Raw genomic sequence first — 21107 nt, 5'->3', positions numbered from 1 at the left:
TCGGCGTCTAAGCCTCGGTGAGTTTCATCGGGGCTTTTCGCTTTCTGGAGCGCAGATCCCCCCCAAACCTTCCTCCCCGTAGTGCGGTCAGCATCCCTGTAGCTGAACCACCGCTATCGCGAGCAAGCTCGCTCCCACATGGTTTTGCGGATGCTCACAATGTTTGCAGACGATACAAAAACCTGTGGGAGCGAGCTTGCTCGCGATAGCAGCGGTGCGTTTCACGTCCGGTCTAAAGGGTGTACACGGTCCGTGGCGAGGGAGCTTGCTCCCTCGCCACGGTGACCGGTTACAAGACAGATGGCGCGCTATCGACGCCCTTGGGCACCCGCAGATCAATCACCCGATACAACGCACTGTCCTGCGGCCAATTGCGCATGAACCGCGCGCGATCCCGGGCGTAGGCCGGGGCGAAGCTGGCGTGGGTGCGGTGTTGGCACATGGAGTCGAGGTCGATCAGCGCCCAGCGGTCGTGCTGCCAGAACAGGTTGTGGCCCTTGAAGTCGCCATGGCTGATGCGCTCGCGGATGAGGTCGGCGAACAAACGATCCAGCGCCAGCAATTCCGTCTCGGGGGCTTCACCGCTCTCCACGTAAGGGCCGAAGCGCTCGATGATGTCCGGCCCCGCCAGGTGTTCGGTGACCAGGTAAGCGCCGCGGCGCAGCCACAGGAAACGCTTTTCCAGCAGCGCCAGGGGCTTGGGCGTGGCGATGCCGAGAAAGGCCAGGCGATGGCCTTCGCGCCAGGAATGCCAGGCGCGACTCGGACGCCAGAAGCGCTTGAGCCAATGGGCGAAGTTCTTGATGTTGTAGCGCTTGATCACCAAGGTACGACCATTCACCTCGACTTTGCCGACACTGGCCGCGCCGCCGGTCTTGTACAGGTGGCCCTGGTCGAGCAATGCATCGGCCTGCTCCAGCACCGGTGTCATGGCCGCTTCTTCATCGCGGCGGATCGCCCGCAGGCCAAACGCCCCGCGTTGCACGCTGAACAGGCTGCACTCGCGCCCGACTTTCGCGAGGAAATCCTTCAGGCGCCAGGCTTGCACCTTGTCGATCTGTTTTTGCAACGCTTCCATGGGCAGCGCGTGTTCGGCGTTGCCCAGCAGGTAATGCACCAACAGCTCTTCATTGAACGGCTGGAGGGCTTTGGGAAGCTGGGCGAAAAACACTCCCAGGTTCTCCAGGACTTTCTGCCGCGACAACGGTTGGCCTGGAGTTTCAGCGCGGATGCCGGCGCCGTCGATCAAGTAGAGCTTGCCGTCGTGACGCAGCAGATTGTCCAGGTGCAGGTCTTCCTGCCACAGGCCTTTGCCGTGCAATTGCGCGATAGCGCCCAGGGCTTCGGCCAGCACCGCCGCCTGTTCGTCGGCCAGCAATGGCAGGTGTTCGACCTGTTTCCAGGCATCCCCCAGGCTCTCGGCGCCTTCGAGCAATTCGAACAACAGCCAACCACCTTCCCCCTCTTTCAGGCCATCGGCCAGCAACAACGGCGTGGTCAACCCCTGCTCCGCCAGCAGGCGCACGCCTTGCAGTTCCCGCTGGAAATGCCGGGCGGCCTTGCTGCCCACCAATAATTTGGCCAATACCGGCCGGCCACGCCAGACGCCCGCGCCGACGTAACGTTGCCCCGGCAACACCCGCAACAGCGAAAGCAGTTGCAACGTAGCCGGGCCGGCGGCATCGGCCAGTTCCAGGCTCAGGGGCAGGCTGGGGCTGCGGCCGGCATTTTTCAATTCGGACAGATGCATCAACGGGCTTCCTTGTGGCTGCGCCGAGCGTCCAGACGGATCATCCAGCGGTCGACCAGTCCACTGTCGAGCGGCTGGTCCAGATAACTGGACAGTAACTGGCGCACATCGGCCTCACTCCAGACAGAGGCGCGACGCAGCAAAGGCTCCAGGTCCTTGACCCGATCACGCAGGCCGAACAATAGCGGCCGGGTCTTTTCCAGGTCGATCAATTGCGCCTGATAGCCGTCGGCGCTGGCTTGCAGGAAGATGTGTTTTGGATAGAAGCAACCGTGCACCTGATGCATGCCGTGCAGGCGCCGCGCCAGCAAACCACAGGCATTGAGGATGGTGGTGCGCTGCGCCGCCGTCAGGCTCGACCAGCGCTGCACCAGTGAATCCAGGTCATCCCAGCCGTCCAGGGCACGAGTCAGCAGGATCGCCCGCACCTCACCGTTCACCTTGCGCTGACCATAGAACACCGCTTGCAGGGCCGGAATGCCCAGCTGGCGATAACGGCTGATGTTGCGAAACTCCCGGGAGAAACTTGGCTCGCCAAACGGGTGGGACAAGGTCCGGGTCAGGTAATTGCTCTGGCGCTTGAGGTAATAACCCTGCCCCTCCAGGTCCAGCCGGAACACACTGCTCCAGCCGTCACCCGCGGTATTGGGTTCGTCCACCGCATCCAGTTGCCGTGCCCACAAGGCCTCGAAGCTGTCCAGGCCATGACGTTGCAACAACGCCCGGTCTTCAGCGGCCAGAAAATCAGTCATTCACGCCCCTCGAAAAATCTCACCACGTGACGGATGCGTTTCTTGTCGCACGCATCGAGCCGGTCGCGCTGGCGGTATTGCAGGTAAAACCGCAAGCGCTGCGTGGCCGACAAGTGATACTTGGCCACTTTGTCCAGGCATGCCAAATCCTTGGTGATACGGTACTTGAGCCAGAAACCGCGCCAGAAGTCGCCGTTCGGGCAGTCGATCAGGAACAGTTTCGCCTGGTCATCGACCAGCAGGTTGCGCCATTTCAGATCATTATGGGTGAAGCGCTGCTCGTGCATGGTCCGTGTGTAACCGGCCAGTTGCCGGCTCACGCCTTCGACCCAGGCGCGGTCGGCCAGCCTCGGATCGCGACGCTCGGCCAGAGCCGAGAGGTCTTCGGTTTGCGGCAGTTCGCGGGTGATCATCGCGCCACGGGCATAGGTCGCACCGCTTCGCTCCAAGCCCCAGCCCACGACTTCGGCGGTGGGAATGCCCCATTTGGCGAAGCGCTTGAGGTTCTGCCATTCGGACTTGACCCGCGGCTTGCCCAGGTAACGCCGCAAGCCTTTGCCGGCTCCGACATAGCGCTTGACGTAGTAATTCACGCCGTTGCGCTGCACCCGGATCACCTCTGACAACGGATCACGGGTCAAACGCTCCCCTTGCAACGCGAACACTGCCTCGAGGCTGCCGAAATCCTGCGCCAGATCGGCGTAGGCCGGTTCCAGTTTCCAACCTGACATCAGAGCGCGTCCCCGTATCGCTGCTTGCGGGCATACAGCTTGTTGGCCTTGCCTTCGAGCCAGGCCAGCAACGACGCTTCTTCGACGAGGATCCGGCGCAGTGGCTGCTGGAAATAGCCCTTGAGGAAACGCAGTTTGTCGCGCCGGGTCAGGCCGATGTCCAGCGCCGAGAAATACAGCGCCGCCAGGTCCTTGTTGCGCCAGCGAGTGGTAATGGCTGGACGGGTCTGGGCACGGTGCAGGTCGATCACCGAAAGCTTGAAATCGGCAGGTGTCACCGACTTGTCGGTGTGCAGCAGGAAGTGGCAGATGTAGCAGTCGCGATGGTTGACCCCGGCGCGGTGCATCATGCCGGTCATGCGCGCCACTTCGGCGATCAGGGCACGCTTGAGTGCCGGTTGCGGCGGCTGCTTGACCCAGTCGATGCTGAAGTCTTCGAGGCTGACGGTCGGCGCCAGCTCTTGGGTGACGATGAACGAGTGCTGGTCTGCCGGGTTGCTACCCTTCTCGCCGTACGCGACAGCGGTCATGGTCGGCACGCCGACTTCCTGCAAACGCTGGATCGCTTTCCATTCCTGCCCTGCGCCGAGTACCGGCAACTTGGCGGTGAACAGGTTCTTGAAGATCTCGCCCCAACCGATGCCGCGGTGGATCTTCACGAAAAAACCACGACCGTCCACCTCCGTGCGCAAGGTGCGCCGGGCTTCCAGTTCGCGATAGACCTCGCCCTTGAGCGCCTCGACTTCGGCGAACGCATCGCGCCCGGCCCAAAGGCTCTTGAACGGTTCGGCCAGCATCAACTTCATTGTGCGTGCTCCGCCAAAATCACATCGGCCGCGTGCTGCGGCATGCTGTAGAGGTCGGCCGTCTCGGCGAAGGCCAGACCGTTGCGGCTCCAGGCCGCCCGGGCATCGGCATCGTTCAACATGCGACCCAGGTACTCGGTGAGCTGTGCTTGCTCGAACGGCTCGTCCAGCACCAGGCCACTGTCGGCCTCGGCGATGTAATGGGCGTACCCACACACCGCGCTGACCAGCACCGGCAACCCGGCCACCAGCGCCTCGAGCAGAACGGTGCCGGTGTTCTCGTTGTACGCCGGATGGATCAACAGGTCGGCACCCAGCAGGAAACGCGGGATGTCGCTGCGCCCCTTGAGGAACCGCACATTGTCACCGAGCCCCAGTGCGGCGCTCTGCAGTTGGAATACCTTGGGGTCGTCCTGGCCGATTACAAACAGCCGGGTGCGTTTTCGCAGTTCGGCGGGCAGCGCGGCCAGGGCCTTGAGGCTGCGATCCACGCCCTTGGTCTTGAACCCGGAACCGATCTGCACCAGCAGCAGGTCGTCATCGGCCAGTTCGAATTCGGCCCGGAACGCCGCGCGGATCTCGTCGGCATCGGCGGGCCGACGGCGGTCCTGGGCGATGCCCGGCGGCAGCAGGTGAAAGCGCTCAAGCGGCGTGCCGTAGTGTTTGATGAACAGTGGCTGCTGGACTTCGGAAATCATCAGCACGTCGGTCTTGGCGTCCTTGGCGAACACGGCCCGCTCGTACTCGGCGAAATGCCGGTAGCGGCCCCAGCGCCGGTACAGCGAATTGCGCAGGTTCTGCGCCTTGTCTTCGAAGCAGCCGTCGGCGGCGTAGTACACGTCCAGGCCGGGCATTTTGTTGAAGCCGATCAAACGGTCCACCGGGCGCTTGGCCAGGTCGGCCTCCATCCAGGCACTGAGCTTCTCGTTGCGGCGATGGTTGAACAGCGCCTTGACCGGCGCTACCAGCACTTCGAAGCCGGGCGGCACGTCACCCTCCCAGATCAGCGTGTAGACGCGGATCTGGTGACCGCGTCGCTGGCACTCCAGGGCGATGCGCATGAAGTCACGCTGCAGGCCACCGAAGGGGAAGTACTTATAAAGGACAAAAGCCAATTGCATCAGCGCGGCTCCTCAGCCAATAACGTGCTCAGGTGGCTGGCAACACGCTCGGGGTTCAGACGCGTGAAGCACAGGGGCTGCTCGCGTTTCAGATCAAACCGCCGGGCATCTTCGGCGGTCGGCGGGTAAGTGCAGTGTTTCTGCATGCACGGCGCGCAAGGGAAATCACTGGCGAGGTGAATCTGGCCCTTGCCGTAGGCGCCGGTCAGCACCGGATTGGTCGGGCCGAGCAGCGAAATGGTCGGTACGTCCAGGGCCGCGGCCAGATGACCGAGACCGGTGTCCACGGCCACACAGGCCTGGGCACCGGCAAGCACCTTGCCCATCCCGCCGAGGTTCAGCTTCGGCAGCACCAAGGCGTTGCGCAGCCCGCTGGCGATGCGTTCGGCCCGGGCCTTCTCGGCCGGGTTGCCCCACGGCAATTTGACCACTACGCCGAACTGCCCCATGCGCTCGGTGAGCTGGCGCCAGTAGAGTTCGGGCCAGTGCTTGGACTCCCAGGTCGTGCCGTGCAGGAACACCACATAGGGATAGGGGCGTGGCAATTCCACCAATCGGTCGATGTCGAGACCATAGCTGCCCTGGGTCTGCGGCAAGTCATAACCCAGCGCCAGGGCAAATAGCTGTCGTACGCGCTCGACCGCATGCTGACCGCGAGCCACCGCCAGGCGCCGGGAATAAAAGCGCGCCGCCAGGGGCTCTCGCGCCGAATTTTTATCCAGGCCGGCCACCGGGGCCTTGACGTAGCGGGTCAGCCAGGCGCTTTTCAGCAGGCCTTGGGCGTCGATGACCAGGTCGTACTTTTCGGCGCGCACGCTCTGCTTGAAGCGTCGCCATTCGCCACTCTTGATGGTTTGCCAGAGGTTCTTGCGCCAGCGACGGATCGCTACCGGAATGACTTTGCCCACGGCCGGGTGCCAGGTGGGGATTTCGGCGAAGCCTTCTTCCACCACCCAATCGAACTTGACGCCAGGAATCGCCCGCGCCGCGTCGGTCAGCGCCGGCAGGGTGTGGACCACATCCCCCAGCGAAGAGGTCTTGATCAGCAATACCCGCAAGTTACCGAACCTCCACGGGTGTGCCCTGCAGACGCTCCAGGGCCTCGTTCACCGACGACGGCATGAGCTGGCGCAGGCAATTGTAATGACCGAAGCGACAGGTGCGGTCGAAGCACGGACTGCATTCGATACCCAGGCGCACGACTTCGACCTTGTCGGCCAGCGGTGGCGTAAAGCCCGGCGAGGTGGAACCGTAGACCGCCACCAATGGGCGGTTCAGGGCCGCAGCCACGTGCATCAGGCCGGAGTCGTTGGAGACCACCGAATCGGCGCAGGACAGCAGGTCGATGGCCTCGGCCAGAGAGGTGTCGCCACTGAGGTTCACCGACTCTTCCCGAAGCCCCGGGATCAACCGCGAGCGGATGTCTTCACCCACCGGATGATCTTTTTTCGAGCCGAACAGCCAGACCTGCCAGCCTTCGCGAATCTTCGCCTCGGCAACCTGGGCGTAATGCTCGGCCGGCCAGCGCTTGGACTCACCGAACTCGGCCCCCGGACACAGGGCCAATACCGGACGGTCCAGGCTCAGGCCGAACTTGGCCAGCGCCGCTTCGCGGGTGACCGGGTCGATCTGCAGGCTCGGTCGTGGATACGGCTTGGGCAACTCGGTCCCAGGCTCGTAGGCCAGGGCCATGAAGCGCTCGATCATCAGCGGATAACGCTCTTTGTCCAGCGTGCGCACGTCGTTGAGCAGGCCGTAGCGAAACTCGCCACGCCAGCCGGTGCGCTTGGGGATGCCGGCGAAGAACGGCACCAGTGCCGATTTCAACGAATTGGGCAACAGGATCGCCTGGTCGTACTGACCGGCCAGGGATTTGCCAATGCGCCGACGGGTCGCCAACTCCAGCACGCCGTGGCCGAGCGGGAAGCTCAAGGCCTTGCGTACCTCTGGCATGCGCTCAAGGATCGGCCGGCTCCACTCTGGGGCCAGGACGTCGATTTCGCACTGCGGATGACGCTGCTTCAGACACTGGAACAGTGTCTGCGCCATCACCATGTCACCGACCCAGCTGGGCCCAACGATCAGAATATTCATGTGCTTTCCAAAAACGATACGGGGAGGCCTACGCCTCCCCGCCTCGAGAATCACTGTGGCTTAGGTCGTTGCCTGTTGCCCTAATCTACAACACACCACCCATCTCCTGTGGGAGCGGGCTTGCTCGCGAAGAGGCCGGCACATCCAACATCAATGTCGCCTGACACTCCGCCATCGCGAGCAAGCTCGCTCCCACAGGGTTTCTGCATAGGTTTCAAGTACCGTGCAACACCACAAATCCACTGTGGGAGCAGGCTTGCTCGCGAAGAGGTCGGCACATCCAACATCAATGTTGCCTGACACTCCGCCATCGCGAGCAGGCTCGCTCCCACAGGGGTTCTGCATAGGTTTCAAGTACCGTGCAACACCACAAATTCACTGTGGGAGCGGGCTTGCTCGCGAAGAGGTCGGCACATCCAACATCAATGTTGCCTGACACTCCGCCATCGCGAGCAAGCTCGCTCCCACAGGGGTTCTGCATAGGTTTCAAGTACCGTGCAACACCACAAATTCACTGTGGGAGCGGGCTTGCTCGCGATGAGGCCGGCACATCCAACATCAATGTCGCCTGACACTCCGCTATCGCGAGCAAGCTCGCTCCCACAAGGGTCCTGCATAGGTTTCAACTACCGTGCAGCACCGCCAATCCACTGTGGGAGCGAGCTTGCTCGCGATGAGGCCGGCACATCCAACATCAATGCTGCCTGACACTCCGTCATCGCGAGCAAGCTCGCTCCCACATTTAAATCTTCAGCTCAGGCCCAGCTCCCGCCAGATCCGCAGTACCTGCTGGCGTTCATCCACGAACTGGTCGCCTGCGATCACCCCGGCATCTTTCTGCAAGGCCTGGCGGTGAGCGGCGGAGCGGTAGGCTTTGTAGGCTTCGCGCAACAGCGTGGCATCTTCGGCCGGCATCAGCCCGACCTCCTGCAACCCGTCCAGAATGCGGATGTTATCGGTGTAGCGCACCAGCGACGGATGTTCCTCGGACCACGCCAGGGCCGCGTATTGCACCATAAATTCAATATCGACGATACCTCCGGCATCCTGCTTGAGGTCGAAGGGCGCCGTGGCCTCGAAGGCATTCGGCGCGGTCCCGGCGGCAGTGGCCTTGCTGCCAAGGTTGTCGCGCATCTTGGCGCGCATCTCGCTGACCTCCTGGCGCAGCGTCGGCAAGTCACGCTTGCGTCCCAACACCTGGACGCGGACCTTCTCGAACGCCTGGCCCACGTCCTGGCTGCCCACCAGCACCCGCGCCCGCACCAACGCCTGATGCTCCCAGGTCCAGGCTTCGCTCTCCTGGTAACGGGCAAAAGCCCCGAGTGAACTGACCAGCAACCCCGACGCCCCGGATGGCCGCAGGCGCATATCCACTTCATACAGCTGCCCGGAGTTGGTCTGGGCAGTCAGCAGGTGAATGATCCGCTGGCCCAGCCGGGTGAAGAACTGCGCACCGTCGATGGGTTTGGGGCCGTCGGTTTCCGCGTGCGGGTCGCCATCGTGGATGAACACCAGGTCCAGGTCGGAACCATGCCCCAATTCCAGGCCGCCGACTTTCCCATAACCGACAATAATGAAGCCCGGATCGCACAGGCTGCCATCGGTGCGCAATGGCACGCCGTGCTTGGCGGCCGTCTGGCGCCAGGCCAGGGCCAGCACTTGTTCGAGAATCGCCTCGGCCAGCCAGGTCAGGTAATCGCTGACTTTCATCAGCGGCAGGCTGCCGGAGATTTCCGAGGCGGCCACCCGCAGGCGGTGCGCCAGCTTGAAATGCCGCAGCGCCTCCATTTGTTGCTCAAGGTCATCCTCGGGGATGCGCGTCAGGCGCTCACGCAACTCCGCCGCCAACTCCGGCGCCAAGGGCGGCTTGAACAGCCGGCCCTCATTGAGCAACTCATCGAGCAGCAAGGGGAAACGGGTGATTTGTTCAGCAATCCACGGGCTCGCTGCGCACAACGTCAGCAAACGACGCAGGGCGCCGGGGTTTTCCGTCAACAGCACCAGGTAGGCCGAACGGCGGGCCACGGCCTCGACCAAGGGCAGCACCCGCTCCAGCACCAGGTCCGGATCGGCATGCTCCACGGCCTGGGCCAGCAGGCGTGGAATAAAGGCATCCAGACGCTCGCGCCCCAGGCGCTGCATGGCGCGCAGTTGCGGGCTGCCGCGCAGGGCGGCCAAGGCCTTGAGGGCTTTGGGTGCGTCGACGAAGCCGCCCTCCTCCAACTGACGACACGCCGCCTCTTCATCCTGGCTGTCTTCCCACAACGGCAACCATTCGCCGCCCACCACCACTTCGCTTTCGCCACCCGCCTCTTCGTCCGGGTCGGCGATGACCTGGCCGAAATGCCAGGCCACACGCCCGCGCCAGTACATCAATTGCTCGTGAAAGGCCGACCAGTCGGCAAAACCCAGCATGAACGCAATGCGCGCCTGGTCCTGCGGGTTGTCCGGCAACATCTGGGTCTGGCGGTCAGCGATGGCCTGGATCGCATGTTCGGTATAACGCAGGAATTCGTAGCCTTGGCGCAGCTCGTCGATCACCTTGGCCGGCAGATAGCCCTGGCCTTCCAGGGTCCCCAACACCTTGAGCAGCGGACGCTGCTGCAAGCTCAGGTCGCGACCGCCGTGGATCAGTTGGAACGCCTGGGCAATGAACTCCACCTCACGAATGCCGCCCGAGCCCAGCTTGATGTTGTCGGCCATGCCCTTGCGCCGCACCTCCTGCTGGATCAACTGCTTCATGGTGCGCAGCGCTTCGATGGCGGAAAAATCCAGGTAACGGCGATAGACGAACGGGCGCAGCATGTCGAGCAATTGCGCGCCCGCCACCTGGTCGCCCGCCACCACGCGCGCCTTGATCATGGCGTAGCGTTCCCAGTCGCGGCCCTGGTCCTGGTAATACTGCTCCAGGGCATTGAAGCTCAGCACCAGCGCCCCGGCCGAGCCGTAGGGGCGCAGGCGCATGTCAACGCGGAAGACAAAACCGTCGACGGTCATCGGATCCAGGGCCTTGATCAAGCGCTGGCCGACACGGATGAAAAATTCCTGGTTATCCAGCGGTCGCTTGACGCCCACGGTTTCGCCACCCTCGGGGTAGGCGAAGATCAGGTCGATGTCCGACGACAGGTTCAGCTCCACGGCACCCAGCTTGCCCATGCCCAGGATGACCATCTGCTGCGGCTCGCCGCTGCGTCGTCCGGTGGGTACGCCGAATTGCTGGCTGAGGCGCTGGTACAACCATTGATAGGCCTGGTCGATGCAGGTGTCGGCCATGTCCGAGAGGTCGCGGCAGGTCTGGACCAGGTCGGCCTGGCGGGTCAGGTCGCGCCAGATGATCCGTACCTGCTGGCGGGTGCGCTGGCGGCGCAGGACGCGGCCCAGCTCTTCTTCAGTCTCGGCGGCCTGCACGGCGGCACCGATCTGCGCGCACATTTCACCGGGCGCCAGGCTGCGGTCCAGCTCGCCGCTGCGCACCAGCTCCAGCAGCATCACCGGGTCGCGGACACTCTGCTCGATGAAAAAGTCGCTGGCGGCGGCAATACGGTTGAACGCCCCCCAACGCTGCGGGGTCCAGGCCGACAGCCCGTGGTCGTCGTCGAACAAGGCGACCACCGCACGGAACGACTGCTCGGCACGACTGACCAATGACTGGAGAATGGCCGGTACCGTTTGCGGTATTGGGGCAAGCGAGGGCAGGCTCATGGTCTATCCTTGATCGGCGCGGGAGAGGCTGGATGTAGTGTTTTTTCAGAAGACACTACCTGATCGACTGTCGAACAAAGATGATAAATAGCTGAAAATCTGATTTTATTGGCAGCCGGCATCAAGTTTTTACCTGTTCGAGTTGGCTAAAGACCAACAGTAACGATTATTCTCACAACGAAACGAGGGGCCATAAGCCGCTCATGTGTAGTTTTACTACTCGTCTATACATTCGAAAGGCTGAAACGGCCGACGATTTGTAGTAAAACTACACGCCGCCGAAACAACCTTCGGCAATCCAAGAATTTATATCGTCTGCCCACAAGGCCAGTCGCAAACTCAGGCAACCGATTCTGGTAGCCTTTCCGCCCTGGAGCAAGCCATGCAAGACCTCGATCCCGTCGAAACCCAGGAATGGCTGGACGCCCTGGAATCGGTTCTCGACAAAGAAGGCGAAGACCGTGCTCATTATCTGATGACCCGTATGGGCGAACTCGCAACCCGCAGCGGTTCGCAACTGCCTTACGCCATCACCACGCCGTACCGCAACACAATCCCCGTCACCCACGAAGCACGCATGCCTGGCGACCTGTTCATGGAACGCCGCATTCGCTCGTTGGTACGCTGGAACGCGATGGCCATGGTGATGCGTACGAACCTGAAAGATTCTGACCTGGGCGGTCACATCTCCAGCTTCGCCTCCAGCGCAACCCTGTACGACATCGGCTTCAACTACTTCTTCCAGGCCCCGACCGACGAACATGGCGGTGACCTGATCTACTTCCAGGGCCACACCTCCCCAGGCGTCTACGCCCGTGCGTTCATGGAAGGCCGCATCACCGAAGAGCAGATGAACAACTTCCGCCAGGAAGTGGACGGTCAGGGCCTGTCGTCCTACCCGCACCCTTGGCTGATGCCCGACTTCTGGCAGTTCCCGACTGTATCCATGGGCCTGGGCCCGATCCAGGCGATCTACCAGGCACGTTTCATGAAGTACCTGGAAGCCCGTGGCTTCATCCCGGAAGGCAAGCAGAAAGTCTGGTGCTTCCTGGGCGATGGCGAGTGCGACGAGCCGGAATCCCTCGGTGCGATCTCCCTGGCCGGCCGCGAGAAGCTCGACAACCTGATCTTCGTCATCAACTGCAACCTGCAGCGCCTCGACGGCCCGGTTCGCGGCAACGGCAAGATCATCCAGGAGCTCGAAGGCGTATTCCGCGGTGCCCAGTGGAACGTGACCAAAGTCATCTGGGGCCGTTTCTGGGACCCACTGCTGGCCAAGGACGTCGACGGTATCCTGCAACGTCGCATGGACGAAGTCATCGACGGCGAGTACCAGAACTACAAAGCCAAAGACGGCGCGTTCGTGCGTGAACACTTCTTCAACACGCCTGAACTCAAGGCAATGGTTGCAGACCTGTCCGACGACGAGATCTGGAAACTCAACCGTGGCGGCCACGACCCGTACAAGGTCTACGCGGCGTACCACGAAGCGGTCAACCACAAAGAACAACCTACCGTCATCCTGGCCAAGACCATCAAGGGTTATGGCACCGGTGCCGGCGAAGCGAAGAACACTGCGCACAACACCAAGAAAGTCGATGTCGACAGCTTGAAGTTGTTCCGTGATCGCTTCGACATTCCGGTCAAAGACGACGAGCTGGAGAACCTGCCGTTCTTCAAGCCAGAGCCAAACAGCGCCGAAGCCCGCTACCTGAGCGAGCGCCGCACTGCACTGGGCGGTTTCGTGCCGCAGCGCCGCGCGCAAAGCTTCAGCGTGCCGACCCCATCGCTGGATACCCTCAAGGCTATCCTCGACGGCTCGGGCGACCGTGAAATCTCCACCACCATGGCCTTCGTGCGGATCCTCGCGCAACTGGTCAAGGACAAGGAAATCGGCCCGCGCATCGTCCCGATCATTCCGGACGAAGCCCGTACCTTCGGTATGGAAGGCATGTTCCGTCAGTTGGGCATCTACTCCTCCGTCGGCCAGCTCTACGAGCCAGTCGATAAAGACCAGGTGATGTTCTACAAGGAAGACAAGAAGGGCCAGATCCTCGAAGAAGGCATCAACGAAGCAGGTGCCATGAGCTCCTTCATCGCTGCCGGCACTTCGTACTCCAGCCACAACCAGCCGATGCTGCCGTTCTACATCTTCTACTCGATGTTCGGCTTCCAGCGTATCGGTGACCTGGCCTGGGCCGCTGGCGACAGCCGCACCCGTGGCTTCCTGATCGGCGGCACCGCTGGCCGGACCACACTGAACGGCGAAGGCCTGCAACACGAAGACGGTCACAGCCACATCCTGGCTGCCACCATCCCGAACTGCCGCACCTTTGATCCAACCTACGGCTACGAGCTGGCGGTGATCATCCAGGACGGCATGAAGAAGATGACCGAAGAGCAACAGGACGTCTTCTACTACATCACCGTGATGAACGAGTCCTACCAGCAGCCAGCCATGCCGGCCGGCGCCCCGGAAGGCATCATCAAGGGCATGTACCTGCTCGAAGAAGACACCCGCGAAGCGGCGCACCACGTCCAGTTGATGGGCTCCGGCACCATCCTGCGCGAAGTGCGTGAGGCAGCGAAGATCCTGCGTGAAGAATTCAACGTCGGTGCCGACGTCTGGAGTGTCACCAGCTTCAACGAACTGCGTCGCGACGGCCTGGCCGTAGAACGCAGCAACCGCCTGCACCCTGGCCAGAAGCCAAAGCTGAGCTACGTCGAAGAATGCCTGAACGGCCGCAAAGGTCCGGTCATCGCCTCTACCGACTACATGAAGCTGTTCGCCGAGCAGATCCGCCAGTGGGTTCCTTCCAAGGAATTCAAAGTGCTGGGCACCGACGGTTTCGGCCGTAGCGACAGCCGCAAGAAACTGCGTCACTTCTTCGAAGTCGACCGTAAGTTCGTTGTGTTGGCAGCCCTGGAAGCCCTGGCTGACCGTGGCGATATCGAACCCAAGGTGGTGGCCGAGGCCATCGTCAAGTTCGGCATCGATCCAGAAAAACGCAACCCACTGGACTGCTGAGGAGAATTTTCGTGAGCGAACTCATTCGCGTACCTGACATCGGCAGCGGTGAAGGTGAAGTAATTGAACTGTTTGTGAAGGTCGGCGACCGTATCGAAGCCGACCAGAGCATCCTGACGCTTGAATCGGACAAGGCCAGCATGGAAGTGCCTGCGCCGAAGGCCGGTGTCATCAAGAGCCTGAAAGTGAAGCTGGGCGACCGCCTGAAAGAAGGCGACGAACTGCTGGAGCTGGAAGTCGAAGGCGCCGCTGCGGCACCTGAAGCGGCTGCTCCGACTGCTGCACCGGCGGCGGCTGAAAAACCTGCCGCTGCACCGGCTGCTGCGGCAGCTCCAGCTCCGGCTGCAGCGCCTGCCGCTGCCACGGTCCAGGACATTCATGTCCCGGACATCGGCTCGTCGGGCAAGGCCAAGATCATCGAAGTGCTGGTCAAGGTGGGCGACACCGTCGAAGCCGACCAGTCGCTGATCACCCTGGAATCCGACAAGGCCAGCATGGAAATCCCATCGCCGGCTGCCGGCGTGGTGGAAAGCATCGCGGTCAAGCTGGAAGATGAAGTGGGCACAGGCGATTTCATCCTCAAGCTGAAAGTAGCCGGTGCCGCCGCACCTGCCGCGCCAGCCCAAGCCGCTGCGCCTGCCGCCAAAGCTGAAGCCGCTCCGGCTCCGGCTCCGGCTGCCGCGCCAGCCGCCAAGGCCGAGGCTGCTCCGGTTGCCGCCGCGCCTGCGCCAAGCGGTGCCAAGGTGCACGCCGGCCCTGCGGTGCGTCAGCTGGCTCGTGAATTCGGTGTCGAGCTGTCCGCCGTCGGCCCAAGCGGCCCTCACGGTCGTGTGCTGAAAGAAGACGTGCAAGCCTACGTCAAGGCCATGATGCAGAAGGCCAAGAACGCACCGGCCGAAGGCGCCACCGGCGGCGCGGGTATCCCGCCGATTCCGGCGGTGGACTTCAGCCGCTTCGGCGAAACCGAAGAAGTGGCCATGACTCGCCTGATGCAGATCGGCGCGTCGAGCCTGCACCGCAGCTGGCTGAACATCCCGCACGTGACTCAGTTCGACCAGGCTGATATCACCGAGCTGGAAGCCTTCCGCGTCGCGCAGAAAGCCGTGGCGGAAAAGGCCGGCGTGAAGCTGACCGTACTGCCGCTGCTGCTCAAGGCCTGTGCGCACCTGCTCAAGGAACTGCCGGACTTCAACGCCTCCCTGGCCCCAAGCGGCAAGGCTGTGATCCGCAAGAAATACGTGCACATCGGCTTTGCCGTCGACACCCCGGAAGGCCTGCTGGTACCGGTCATCCGCAACGTCGACCAGAAGAGCCTGCTGCAACTGGCTGCCGAAGCCGCTGCCCTGGCCGAAAAAGCCCGGAACAAGAAGCTCACCGCCGACGACATGCAAGGCGCCTGCTTCACCATTTCCAGTCTCGGCCACATTGGCGGCACCGGCTTCACGCCGATCGTCAACGCGCCGGAAGTGGCGATCCTGGGTGTTTCCAAGGCCACCATCCAGCCTGTCTGGGACGGTAAAGCCTTCCAGCCGAAGCTGATGCTGCCACTGTCGCTGTCCTACGATCACCGTGTGATCAACGGCGCCGCCGCTGCACGCTTCACCAAGCGTCTGAGCGACCTGTTGGGCGACATCCGCACCATCCTGCTGTAACACCGGGCGGCCCTCCCTTGCGGAGGGCCATTCGGAGCACTGTTTTCCGAGCGCCACGCTCGTACCTCAACCCCGCCCGTTTGGCGGGGCTTTTTTTGCCTGGAATTCCAGCCTGGATGCTGGATGTGCCGGCCTCATCGCGAGCAAGCTCGCTCCCACAGGAGCAGCACAAGTCCTTTGTGGGAGCGAGCTTGCTCGCGATGACGGAAGGTCAGGCGGCGCGGCAACTTTCCTACCCCGCAAGTTTGAAATGACTACGCCCCCTGTTAGTCATTACCCACAACTTGCGCCCTCTCCTCGATCAATATTTATCCCGCATCGAGCTTTAGCATCAGAGCCTCATGGCAACTTGATGCTTGCCCCCACTACTGAAACTTCGAATGGATTCGAATATGTTCAAACCTACCGTTGGCCCCATTGTCGGCCACACGACAACGGACCACGCCCGGATATTCCTGCGGGGCGATCGCGGCAACAACCGGGTATTCGCCGGTATTCGCCACCGGCGCCAAGGCGATACACGCTGGTCGAAAGGGCACTTTGTCCAATTGAAGGCCTACCGCGACATGTCCGATGTCATCGTGTTGAAAGGCCTTCAACCCGACACCGCCTACGAGTACCAGGCCGGCTGGTTCAGCCCCCTGAGCCCGACCCATACCGTGGAAACCGTCCAGGAACTGCCGCTGCAATGGCCCAGGAACACCTACTGCCTACGCACGCCGGCCAGCAAAACCGATGCGCCACGCGCTTACATCGTGGGCTCTTGTCGCTACTTGCGAATCGCCGCCGGCACCCCATTGCTACCGGGGCTTGGGGACCGCACCTTTGCCGGTATCAACCGCATCGTGGCGCAGGCCGACCCACCGATCAGCGCGGTATTGATGACCGGCGATCAGGTTTATCTGGATGACCTGAATGTCATCGGACCGGACCGAACCTATCAGAACATCCTTTTCAGATACCGATCGGTATTTAGCCAGCCACATATCCGCAAACTGATGTCTGGCACCCCTACCTACATGATCCTTGACGACCATGAGATCGAAGACAACTGGCCCGCCAGGAAAACCGTCAACGACGATGTTCTATACGCCAATGCCATGGGCGCTTATGGGCTTTATCAGGCCAGCCACGGGCCCGCCCATGAACTGTCGAGCGACGGAACATTACACAAGTCGTTAACCCGCTACTGGTACACCTTCACCCACGGCGATATCCAATGGTTCGTCACCGACAGTCGGACGCAACGCAACCTGTCGGCGCACGATCGGCGCATTCTCGACGAGGAACAGGAACAGTCCCTGCTCCAATGGCTCATCGACAGCCCCGCCCGGGTCAAACTCGTCGTGACCAGCGTCATGTTCTTCCCTGACAGCAGGCACGATGACGGCGACGCCTGGCAGGCCTTCCCGGAACAACGCCTGCGCCTGCTGGAAACCATACGCCGCCATCGGATCAAAAACGTGATTTTCGTCTCGGGCGATGTCCACGGCTCCATGACCAGCCGCCTGCGTCACAGCGCGGATTCTGATTTCGAGGTCAATACCGTCGTTTCCTCACCGTTCTACAACAGTAAATTGCTGCCTTTTGCAAAAGCCTCGGATTTTATTTTCCACAGCCCCATGGCCCGCACCAAAAGCGGTCAGTACCACTATGAACTGACCAGCAAAGTGGTGAGCCAGGACAACTTCGCCTGCCTGCATGTCACGGCCCAGAGCCTTCAAGTCACCTTCCACGACCGGGACGGCAACCCCTTGCAGGCGGTCGATATCCCACTGCAATGATCTTCCTTGCCCTCTGATCGGTCGGCGACTGGAGAAATCCTCTTGTCGGCCGATAAAGGGTTTATAGCACTTGGCCTTCATCTCTCTTGTCAGCCAGTGCCGCAATGATGCAACCTTGCGCCAATCCGTAATAACGAGGGCGTCAGCCCGGCGCGATCAGCATTTTCGAAGCGAGTTTCCCCATGAAAAGCCAACCCGATGCCGCCAGCCGTATGGCGGCCGAGGTAGTGACGCAGTTACCGGTGCCCTCGCGGCTCGGTATGCTGCGTTTCGAACGGCTGAATGAAGCAAGCTGGGCGCTGTTGTTCCTCGATCCCAACTGCGAGCGATACTTCGGCCTGCCGGCGGTAGAGCTGTGCTCGCTGGTCAGTGCGCCTTACGCCAGCTTGATGGAGCCCGAAGCACGCTACCAGTTGCACGACGCCATCCAGCAACAATTGGCCCAGGCCACGCATTACCAGATTCGCTACACGCTCCACACCGCCAAGGGTCCGATGAATGTGCTGGAGACGGGTGAGGCCTATAAGCAACACAATCGTCATCTGCTGCGCGGTTACCTGCTGGCGGTGGACGATTTGCTGCAAGGCGAACCCTCCGTGCCGGCCCTGGACCTGGAAACCCAGAATTCACGCCTGCAGATCGCCCTGGAACTGAACCAGCGCGCCCAGCAAGAGCAACTCCAGCACCTGGACCGGGTACGCGCCCAACAGGACTTGATCCTGCTGCTGACCCGTCAACGCTACAGCGCCAACAACTCCCTGCTCGAAGCCGCCGAACTGATCACCCGCAGCGCCTGCGACATCTACCAGATCGACTGCGCCAGCCTCTGGAATCTGGACGATGGCAAACTGGTTCCGATTTCCGCCTACAACCGCGCGTCCCAGGATTATTTCCTGCCGGCGGTGATCGACGCCAACGACTTTCCCGACTACATGGAAGCGCTGCAGACCAGCCGCGCCATTGACGCCCACAATGCGATACGCGACCCGCGCACCCGGGAAATGGCCGAGAGCCTGCGCGCCCGTGACGTCAATGCCATTCTCGACGCCAGCGTGCGTATCGACGGCCAGGTGGTGGGCGTGCTGTGCCTGGAGCAAGTAGGCGCCACCCGCGCCTGGCAGTCGGATGAAATCGCCTTTGCCGGCGAGCTCGCGGACCAGTTCGCCCAGGTCATCAACAACCATAATCGACGCATCGCCACCAGCGCCCTGCACTTGTTCCAGCGCGCCGTGGAGCAGAGCGCCAACGCGTTCCTGCTGGTCAATTGCGACGGCGTGGTGGAGTACGTCAACCCGAGCTTCACCGCGATCACCCAGTACACCACCGAAGAAGTCCACGGCCAACGCCTCTCGGAACTGCCGGCCCTGGAGAACCTCAGCGAACTGCTGTTCGACGCACCCTCGGCGCTGGCCCAGAGCAACAGTTGGCAGGGTGAGTTCAAGAGTCGGCGCAAGAACCTGGAGCCCTACTGGGGCCAGTTGTCGATTTCCAAGGTCTACGGCGACAACCGTGAGCTGACCCATTACATCGGCATCTACGAAGACATCACCCAGACCAAGCTGGCCCAGCAGCGCATCGAGCGCCTGGCGTACACCGACAACCTGACTAACCTGGGCAACCGTCCGGCGTTCATTCGCAACCTCGATGAACGCTTCGCCCGAGACAGTGATTCGCCCATCAGCCTGCTGCTGGTGGACATCGACAACTTCAAGCGCATCAACGACAGCCTCGGCCACCAGACCGGTGACAAACTGCTGATCAGCCTGGCCCGGCGCCTGCGCAACAGCTTGAGCCCCAGCGGCAGCCTGGCGCGATTTGCCAGTAACGAATTCGCGGTCCTGCTGGACGACACGAGCCTGGAGGCCGGGCAACAGATCGCCAGCCAGTTGCTGATGACCCTCGACAAACCCATGTTCGTCGATAACCAGTTGATCAGCGTGACCGGCTCCGTGGGCCTGGCCTGCGCGCCGCTGCACGGCCGCGATCCACAGACCCTGATGCGCAACGCCGGCCTCGCCCTGCACAAGGCCAAGGCCAACGGTAAGCACCAGGTCCAGGTGTTCACCGAAGCACTGAATGCCGAGGCCAGCTACAAGCTGTTCGTGGAAAACAACCTGCGTCGCGCCTTGACCCAGAACGAACTGGACGTGTTCTACCAGCCCAAGTTGTGCCTGCGCAGCGGCCGCCTGCTGGGCATGGAAGCGCTGCTGCGCTGGAACCATCCGGAAAAGGGCATGATCCGCCCGGACCAGTTCATCAGCGTGGCCGAAGAAACCGGCCTGATCATTCCCATCGGCAAATGGATCGCCCGCCAGGCTTGCCGCATGAGCAAACAGCTGACCGCAGCCGGCCTGGGTAACCTGCAAGTGGCGATCAATCTGTCACCCAAGCAGTTTTCCGACCCGGACCTGGTCGCCTCCATCGCCAGCATCCTCAAGGAGGAACAACTGCCGGCCCGGCTGCTGGAACTGGAGCTGACCGAAGGCCTGTTGCTGGAAGCCACCGAAGACACCCACTTGCAGCTCGACCAGCTCAAGCGCCTGGGGCTGACCCTGGCCATGGACGACTTCGGCACCGGTTATTCGTCCTTGAGCTACCTGAAGAAATTCCCGATCGACATCATCAAGATCGATCGCAGCTTCATCCACGAAATCCCGGACAACCAGGACGACATGGAAATCACCTCGGCGGTGATCGCCATGGCCCACAACCTGAAACTCAAGGTCGTGGCCGAAGGCATCGAAACCGCCCAGCAACTGGCGTTTCTGCGGCGCCACCGCTGCGACGTCGGCCAGGGCTACCTGTTCGACCGGCCAATCCCCGGCGCCGAGCTGGTCGAAAAGCTCAAGCGCTACCCGCGCGGGCCTCTGGTCTGACAGCTGCGTATAGCTTGCTGCGGCTTTTCTGAGGCACACTGACGGTCTATTTCGCTCAACTCAATCTGACTGAGAGGACTGATAAATGGTCTTGCGCTCGGAAATCCTGGTGAACAAAAACGTGCTCCCTACTCAAGAACAAGCCCTGCCTGGCCGTGAAACGCCGATGACCGTGCCGGAAAAACACTTCGTCCACGACGCGCCCCTGCTCGGCCCGTTTGCCATGGACGTGGATTTCGCGATCTTCGGCCTCGGCTGCTTCTGGGGCGCGGAGCGCAAGTTCTGGCAGCGCGAAGGCGTGGTCAGTACAGCGGTGGGTTACGCCGGCGGCTTCACGCCGAACCCGACGTATGAAGAAGTCTGTTCGGGTCTGACCGGCCACAGTGAAGTGGTACTGGTGGTCTATGAGCCGGCCAAAGTCAGCTACGAGCAGCTTCTGAAAATGTTCTGGGAACTGCACAACCCGACCCAGGGCATGCGCCAGGGGAATGACATCGGCACCCAGTACCGCTCGGTGATCTATGCCACCAACCCGGCTCAACTGGCGGCGGCCAAACACAGCGAGCAAGTATTCCAGGCCGAGTTGACCAAGGCAGGCAAAGGCACCATCACGACCGAAATCGAAGAAGCACCGACGGTCTACTTCGCCGAGGCTTACCACCAGCAGTACCTGGCGAAAAATCCTGAAGGCTATTGCGGGATTGGCGGTACGGGCGTGACCTGCCCGATCTGACTTTTAAACCCCAGACCCAGTGTGGAAGCTGAGCTTGTGGGAGCAAGGCTTGCCCGCGACGCGGCGGCACATTCAGCG

At 61.9% G+C, this 21107-nt stretch carries 13 protein-coding genes; 5 read left to right on the top strand and 8 right to left on the bottom strand.

Annotated features, from left to right (window positions below):
- Positions 1 to 289: 289 nt before the first annotated feature.
- The 8 genes from QMK47_RS03595 to glnE all read right to left on the bottom strand — a co-directional run bounded on the left by QMK47_RS03595 (position 290) and on the right by glnE (position 10956).
- Positions 290 to 1750 carry a lipopolysaccharide kinase InaA family protein gene (locus tag QMK47_RS03595; protein WP_258690253.1) on the bottom strand — a complete coding sequence of 487 codons (1461 nt, stop codon included), beginning with the start codon at positions 1748 to 1750 and terminating at the stop codon, positions 290 to 292.
- The gene (locus QMK47_RS03590) at positions 1750 to 2502 is read right to left on the bottom strand and encodes a lipopolysaccharide kinase InaA family protein (protein ID WP_320389813.1); all 753 of its coding nucleotides are present in this window, start codon (positions 2500 to 2502) and stop codon (positions 1750 to 1752) included. Before QMK47_RS03590 ends, QMK47_RS03595 begins: the two co-directional genes overlap by 1 nt.
- Positions 2499 to 3233 (bottom strand): lipopolysaccharide kinase InaA family protein, encoded by a 735-nt coding sequence (locus QMK47_RS03585; RefSeq protein WP_214511492.1) that lies wholly within the window; start codon positions 3231 to 3233, stop codon positions 2499 to 2501. Before QMK47_RS03585 ends, QMK47_RS03590 begins: the two co-directional genes overlap by 4 nt.
- Positions 3233 to 4039 (bottom strand): lipopolysaccharide core heptose(I) kinase RfaP, encoded by an 807-nt coding sequence (gene rfaP, locus QMK47_RS03580; protein ID WP_320389812.1) that lies wholly within the window; start codon positions 4037 to 4039, stop codon positions 3233 to 3235. Before rfaP ends, QMK47_RS03585 begins: the two co-directional genes overlap by 1 nt.
- Positions 4036 to 5160: a glycosyltransferase family 4 protein gene (locus QMK47_RS03575; RefSeq protein ID WP_320389811.1), complete on the bottom strand. Its 1125-nt coding sequence runs from the start codon at positions 5158 to 5160 to the stop codon at positions 4036 to 4038. The genes rfaP and QMK47_RS03575 overlap by 4 nt, the downstream gene beginning before the upstream one ends.
- A complete protein-coding gene (gene waaC / locus QMK47_RS03570) occupies positions 5160 to 6218 on the bottom strand; it encodes a lipopolysaccharide heptosyltransferase I (RefSeq protein ID WP_258690250.1) in 1059 nt (352 codons plus the stop codon). Before waaC ends, QMK47_RS03575 begins: the two co-directional genes overlap by 1 nt.
- 1 nt (position 6219) lies before the next feature.
- Positions 6220 to 7254, bottom strand: coding sequence for a lipopolysaccharide heptosyltransferase II (gene waaF, locus QMK47_RS03565; RefSeq protein WP_003197099.1), 1035 nt, complete (start codon positions 7252 to 7254; stop codon positions 6220 to 6222).
- A 750-nt stretch (positions 7255 to 8004) separates the two neighbouring features.
- A complete protein-coding gene (gene glnE / locus QMK47_RS03560) occupies positions 8005 to 10956 on the bottom strand; it encodes a bifunctional [glutamate--ammonia ligase]-adenylyl-L-tyrosine phosphorylase/[glutamate--ammonia-ligase] adenylyltransferase (RefSeq protein ID WP_320389810.1) in 2952 nt (983 codons plus the stop codon).
- A gap of 382 nt (positions 10957 to 11338) precedes the next feature.
- On the opposite strand from glnE, the gene aceE reads away from it, so the two are divergent.
- From aceE to msrA, 5 genes are all read left to right on the top strand, one after another.
- Positions 11339 to 13984, top strand: a complete 2646-nt coding sequence (gene aceE, locus QMK47_RS03555) for a pyruvate dehydrogenase (acetyl-transferring), homodimeric type (protein WP_053177864.1) — start codon at positions 11339 to 11341, stop codon at positions 13982 to 13984.
- Between the two features lie 11 nt (positions 13985 to 13995).
- Positions 13996 to 15636 (top strand): dihydrolipoyllysine-residue acetyltransferase, encoded by a 1641-nt coding sequence (gene aceF / locus QMK47_RS03550; protein ID WP_253471187.1) that lies wholly within the window; start codon positions 13996 to 13998, stop codon positions 15634 to 15636.
- A 392-nt stretch (positions 15637 to 16028) separates the two neighbouring features.
- Positions 16029 to 17420, top strand: coding sequence for an alkaline phosphatase D family protein (locus QMK47_RS03545; protein ID WP_253471185.1), 1392 nt, complete (start codon positions 16029 to 16031; stop codon positions 17418 to 17420).
- Positions 17421 to 17602: 182 nt separating this feature from the next.
- Complete coding sequence (locus QMK47_RS03540; protein WP_320389809.1) at positions 17603 to 20296, top strand: putative bifunctional diguanylate cyclase/phosphodiesterase; 2694 nt, start codon at positions 17603 to 17605, stop codon at positions 20294 to 20296.
- 85 nt (positions 20297 to 20381) lie between these two features.
- A complete protein-coding gene (gene msrA / locus QMK47_RS03535; protein WP_214511502.1) occupies positions 20382 to 21029 on the top strand; it encodes a peptide-methionine (S)-S-oxide reductase MsrA in 648 nt (215 codons plus the stop codon).
- Positions 21030 to 21107: the final 78 nt, after the last annotated feature.

The organism is Pseudomonas sp. P9_35, from assembly GCF_034008205.1.
GTDB lineage: Bacteria > Pseudomonadota > Gammaproteobacteria > Pseudomonadales > Pseudomonadaceae > Aquipseudomonas > Aquipseudomonas kilonensis.
Note: the sequence above shows the minus strand (reverse complement) of the source record. Positions and strands in the feature narration are given on the sequence as shown.